Genomic DNA, 3351 nt, shown 5'->3' with positions numbered 1-3351 from the left:
TGCGGTCGTGGCGGAATGGTAGACGCGCAGCGTTGAGGTCGCTGTGGGGTAACACCCGTGGAGGTTCAAGTCCTCTCGACCGCACCACTCCCGGCCGGGTCAGATCCGAAAAGCACAAGCTGCCGCCCGCAAGGGCGATCCGCCCGCAAAACCCGCGGCGAGCAGAAAATCGTGCTTCCCTATACGTCATTTTCGAAACCTTGGCCCAGTTGCTTGCATTACCGGCGACCGTTTGCTTTGCTTCGGCCAAACGAACCGCGGACAACAATGCGGGAATAAGGGGAGACGCCGGTGCTGGACACCCGAAACGAACAAGCGTTCGTCGAATACGATCGCGTGCAAAAGAGTTATGACGGCGAGACGCTCGTCGTGAAGGACCTCAACCTGTCCATCGGGAAGGGCGAGTTCCTGACGATGCTGGGGCCGTCGGGCTCGGGCAAGACCACCTGCCTGATGATGCTGGCGGGGTTTGAAACCGCCACCCACGGGGAAATCCGCCTCGACGGAAAAGAGATCAACAACATCCCGCCCCACAAGCGCGGCATCGGGATGGTCTTCCAGAACTACGCGCTGTTCCCGCACATGACCGTGGCCGAGAACCTCGCCTTCCCGCTCGAAGTGCGAAGCATCGGCAAGTCCGAGCGCGAGACCAAGATCAAGCGCGCGCTCGACATGGTGCAGATGGGCGATTTCGGCGGCCGCCGTCCTGCGCAGCTTTCGGGCGGCCAGCAGCAGCGGATCGCGCTGGCCCGCGCGCTGGTGTTCGAACCTGAACTCGTGCTGATGGACGAACCGCTGGGCGCGCTCGACAAGCAGCTGCGCGAGACCCTGCAATTCGAGATCACGCGCCTGGCCCACGACCTCGGCATCACCGTGGTCTACGTGACCCACGACCAGACCGAGGCGCTGACCATGTCCGACCGCGTGGCGGTCTTCGACGACGGCCGCATCCAGCAGCTCGCCGCACCCGACGAGCTCTACGAGCGCCCCGAGAACAGCTTTGTCGCCCAGTTCATCGGCGAGAACAACACGCTCGAAGGCACCGTGACCAAGCTTGCGGGCGACAGCTGCGTGGTCAAGCTGGACCAGACGGGCGAGCATATCGACGCGCTGCCGGTCAACGTGAAGAAGGAGGGCGACCGCACCCTCGTCTCGATCCGCCCCGAGCGTGTCGAATTCAATCCCGAGCTTGGCCCCGATGCGCATACGCTCGACGCCGAGGTTCTGGAATTCATCTACATGGGGGACGTCTTCCGCACCCGCCTGAAGGTGGCGGGACGGGACGACTTCATCGTCAAGACGCGCAACCGCGCCGATCAGAAACGCCTCACGCCCGGCGAGAGGGTCAAGATCGGCTGGCTGCCGCAGGATTGCCGCGCGCTCGACTCCTGAGCCGCGACCAAGCCGCGCCGCTTTCGCCCGAAGGCGCGGCAACAAATTTCGAACGGGCGATCCAACAAGGAGAGACTACGTGAAACTCAAGACAACCCTTCTGACCAGCGCAGCACTTTGCGTCGCGACTGGCGCGGTGGCTCAAGAGCAGGCGTCCGAAAGCCCCGTGGCCGGCGAGCCGATGGCTGACGAGATGACGATCGTCTCCTGGGGCGGCGCCTACCAGGACAGCCAGCTCAAGGCCTATGTCGAGCCCTATCTCGAGATGAACCCCGACGTCAGCGTGACCTGGGACGAATCGTCGGCCGAGGCCGTCGCCCAGCTGCGCGCGATGAACGAAGCGAACAACCTGACGTGGGACCTCGTCGACGTGACCGCCGCCGACGCGATGCGCCTGTGTGACGAAGGCCTCGCGATGGAAGTCGACATCGACGATATCGCAGCCCCCGCGCCCGACGGCACCGAGGCGTCCGAGGATTTCGGCGAGGAGATGTTGGTCAGCGACTGCTTCATTCCGCAGATCGCCTATTCCTACACCTTCGGCTACCGGACCGACGTGGAAGAATGGGGCGACGAAGTCCCGACCGAGATCTGCGACATCTTCGACCTCGAGACGTTCCCCGGTCAGCGCTCGCTCGAAAAGCGTCCGATCAACAACCTCGAATGGGCCCTGATGTGCGATGGCGTCCCGCAGGACGAGATCTACGAGACGCTCGAAACCGATGAAGGCGTCGACCGCGCGCTTGCCAAGCTCGACACCATCAAGGACCAGACGGTCTGGTGGACCTCGGGCGCAGACACGCCGCAGCTTCTGGCCGACGGCGAAGTCGTCTTCGGGTCGAGCTACAACGGCCGCCTCTTCTCGCTCATCGTCGAGCAGGACCAGCCGGTCGCGATGATGTGGGACGCGCAGTCCTATGACCTCGATGGCTGGGTCATCCCCGAGGGTCTGACCGAAGAGGAAGAGAACCGCGTGCGCGACTTCCTGTGGTTCGCCACGGACACCCAGCGCCTCGCCGATCAGGCCAAGTACATCTCGTACGGTCCGGCCCGCGCCAGCTCGGCACCGATGGTCGGCGAGCACGCGGAACTGGGCGTCGACATGGCGCCGCACATGCCGACCAACCCGGACAACGCCTCCAACGCGTTCGTTCAGAACTACGAGTGGTGGGCCGACTACCGCGACGACCTGGACTCGCGCTTCCAGTCCTGGCTCGCCCAGTAAGCGGACGATCTGACCGTCCCGCGGGATCGCCACGCGCGGTCCCGCACCTCCCTCCCGTCGCGTTCGCGTTGCGGGAAGGGGGCCTCTGGGCGCACCGGCCCCGGTGCGTCCTTGTTCCGACGATCCTCCGACAGGAGTCTGACGGAACTCTCACGGAACTCTTACGGGAGTCGCACATGCCGAAAGGCTACATCATCGGCCACATCCGGGTCACAGACCCCGAGGGCTATCCAGAATACGTCCAGAAGGACACGCCCGTCCTCCAGGCCCACGGCGCCCGCTTCATCGTCCGCGGCGGCCGCTCCGAAACACCGGAAGGCGAGGATATGGGCCGCCACGTGGTGGTCGAATTCGACAGCTACGAAAAGGCCCGCGAGGCCTATTACGATCCCGAATACCAGGCGATCGCGGACATCCGGCGCGCCTGCGCCGAGTCCACGATGATCCTCGTGGAGGGCACGGAATGACCGCCCCCGCCATCCCGCGTCGCCCCGCAAGTCATTGGAAATGCGGCCTACGTCCCGCCGCAGCCGCCCGCGCAGACGAGGCCCCAAGATGAGTTCAGCGACTGACCCCGACGCCTTTACAGGCGCAACACCCGATAACGCCCTTCGCGACGCCGACCGCGCCGCGGGTCCCATGCTGGCGGCCGACGGAACGCCGCTCAAGAGATCGCTGAACAGGGCGCTGAGGGCGCAGAAGCTCCGCGCGCTCGGCCTGATTGCGCCGCTTCT

General features: G+C 64.9%; 3 protein-coding genes, 1 tRNA gene and 1 pseudogene. All 5 read left to right on the top strand.

Annotated elements, in window-relative coordinates; genetic code table 11:
- The first annotated feature begins 1 nt into the window (after position 1).
- A tRNA-Leu gene (locus ACFDS3_RS19875) sits at positions 2-87 on the top strand.
- 204 nt (positions 88-291) lie between these two features.
- Complete coding sequence (locus tag ACFDS3_RS19870; protein WP_375264065.1) at positions 292-1392, top strand: ABC transporter ATP-binding protein; 1101 nt, start codon at positions 292-294, stop codon at positions 1390-1392.
- 79 nt (positions 1393-1471) lie between these two features.
- Positions 1472-2617, top strand: a complete 1146-nt coding sequence (locus ACFDS3_RS19865; protein ID WP_375264064.1) for an extracellular solute-binding protein — start codon at positions 1472-1474, stop codon at positions 2615-2617.
- Between the two features lie 176 nt (positions 2618-2793).
- Entirely contained in the window at positions 2794-3084 is a 291-nt protein-coding gene (locus ACFDS3_RS19860) for a DUF1330 domain-containing protein (protein ID WP_375264063.1), read from the top strand.
- Between the two features lie 88 nt (positions 3085-3172).
- A pseudogene (locus ACFDS3_RS19855) lies at positions 3173-3351 on the top strand (ABC transporter permease); the annotation flags it as partial.

Source organism: Palleronia sp. (assembly GCF_042089775.1).
Lineage (GTDB): Bacteria > Pseudomonadota > Alphaproteobacteria > Rhodobacterales > Rhodobacteraceae > Palleronia.
This window is presented reverse-complemented; position numbering and strand designations above follow the sequence as displayed.

Bases quoted from the DNA above. Each gene is read 5' to 3' on its own strand.
- ACFDS3_RS19860 (WP_375264063.1), top strand. From the start codon at position 2,794: ATGCCGAAAGGCTACATCATCGGCCACATCCGGGTCACAGACCCCGAG.